The 2241-nt window shown below is 75.9% G+C and carries 2 protein-coding genes; both read left to right on the top strand.

The features are described 5' to 3' along the window. Positions 1 to 841 (top strand): phosphopantetheine-binding protein (locus tag ABD308_RS30060; protein WP_344341802.1); only part of this gene is annotated, 841 nt, incomplete at its 5' end. A 33-nt stretch (positions 842 to 874) separates the two neighbouring features. Continuing rightward, the coding region (locus tag ABD308_RS30065; protein WP_344341805.1) for a type I polyketide synthase at positions 875 to 2241 on the top strand (1367 nt) is incomplete at its 3' end.

Consider the following 2241-nt stretch of genomic DNA (forward strand, 5'->3'; position numbering starts at 1 on the left):
GTACATCGGCGGCCGGGGCCTGGCCCGCGGCTACCTGAACCGGCCGGAGCTGACCGCCGAGCGCTTCGTCCCGGACCCCTTCGACCCGGACCCGGCGGCGCGGCTGTACCGGACCGGGGACCTCGCCCGGTTCCGCGAGGACGGCGCGCTGGAGTTCCTGGGCCGGCTGGACCACCAGGTGAAGCTGCGCGGCCTGCGGATCGAGCCGGGCGAGATCGAGGCCGTGCTGAGCACGCACCCCGGGGTGCGCGAGGCGGTGGTGACGGCCCGCGAGCACCGGCCCGGGGACGTGCGGCTGGTCGCCCACCTGACGGCGGCCGGGAGCGACGGGCCGCCCGGGCCCGCCGAGCTGGCCGCGCACCTGCGGGAGCGGCTGCCCGAGTACATGGTGCCCGGCGCGTTCACGGTGCTGGACGCCCTGCCGCTCACTCCGAGCGGCAAGGTGGACCGGGCCGCGCTGCCCGAGCCGGACGGCGGGCGCCCGCAGGCGGCGGCGCCGTTCACCGCACCCGGTGACGGCCTGGAGCGCACGCTCGCCGGGCTCTGGCGCAAGGTGCTGGGCGTCGAGCGGGTCGGCGCCCACGACAACTTCTTCGACCTCGGCGGGCACTCGCTGCTGATGGCCGAACTGCGCTCGGTGCTCGCCTCCGACGCCGGGCACCGGGTGTCGATGGTCGAGCTGTTCCAGCACCCGACGGTGGCCTCGCTGGCCGCCCATCTGAGCCGGTCCGAGGGGGAGCCGTCGGCGGCCCCCGGAGCGGACGCGCGCGAACGCGCGGAGCACCGACGCCGGGCCGGTGCCCGGCGGCAACAGGCGGCCGTGCGCCGTGCCCGGTCCTGAGGCAGCGACGTGAGAGGGCGACAGGAGACCCCGATGCCGGAGATGTCCGAAGAACTCGACCAGATCGCCATCGTCGGCATGGCCGGCCGCTTCCCCGGCGCCCCCGACGTCGACACCTTCTGGAGGAACCTGGAGGAGGGCCGGGAGTCGATCGCCGTGCTCTCCGAGGAGGCCCTGCGGGCGTCCGGGGTGGACCCCGCGGTGTCGGGCCGGGACGGCTACGTACGGGCCAAGGGCGTGCTGGAGGGCGCCGACCGCTTCGACGCGGCGTTCTTCGGCTACAACCCGCGCGAGGCCGAGATCATGGACCCGCAGCACCGGGTGTTCCTGGAGTGCGCGTGGGAGGCGCTGGAGTCGGCGGGCTGCGTGCCGGAGGCGTTCGAGGGGCGGATCGGGGTGTTCGCCGGCGCCGGCATGAACACCTATCTGCTGCACAACGTGACGGCCAACCGGCGGGTCTTCGACTCGGCGGGGCCGTACCAGACGCTGCTCGCCTCCGACAAGGACTTCCTGGCCACCCGGGTCGCCTACAAGCTCGGCCTGACCGGCCCGGCGCTGAGCGTGCAGACCGCCTGCTCCACCTCGCTCACCGCCGTCCACCTGGCCTGCCAGAGCCTGCTGAACGGCGAGTGCGACCTCGCGCTGGCCGGCGGCGTCTCGATCGGCTCGCCGCTGGAGCAGGGCTACCAGTACGAGCCGGGCGGCATCCTCTCCCCCGACGGCCACTGCCGGCCGTTCGACGCGGCGGCGGCCGGGACGGTGCCCGGCAACGGCGCCGGCGTGGTGGTGCTGCGCCGGCTGGCCGACGCCCGCCGCGCCGGCGACACCGTGGACGCGGTGGTGCTCGGCTCGGCGGTCAACAACGACGGCGCGCTGAAGGCCGGCTACACCGCGCCCGGCGTCGACGGGCAGGCCTCGGTGATCGCCGAGGCGCTGGCGGTGGCCGGGGTGGAGGCCGGCTCGGTCGGCTACGTGGAGACCCACGGCACCGGCACCGCGCTCGGCGACCCAATCGAACTGGCCGCGCTCACCCGGGCGTTCCAGGAGTCCACCGAGGCCACCGGCTACTGCGCGATCGGCTCGGTGAAGGGCAACATCGGCCACCTGGACGCCGCCGCCGGGGTCGCCGCGCTGATCAAGGCGGTGCTGGCGCTGCGGCAGGAGGCCATCCCGCCGTCGCCGCACTTCACCAAGCCCAACCCCGAACTCGACCTGGAGTCGGGTCCGTTCTTCGTCAACGACCGGCTGCGGCCGTGGCCCCGGGGCGGCGGGCCGCGCCGGGCGGGGGTCAGCTCGTTCGGGATCGGCGGCACCAACGTGCACCTGGTGCTGGAGGAGGGCCCCGCCCCGGCGCCCGCCCCCGGGTCCGACCCGGCGCCCGCCTCCGGGCCCGCGCCCGG

The sequence above is a fragment of the Kitasatospora putterlickiae genome (genome assembly GCF_039527695.1).
Taxonomy (GTDB): Bacteria; Actinomycetota; Actinomycetes; order Streptomycetales; family Streptomycetaceae; genus Kitasatospora; species Kitasatospora putterlickiae.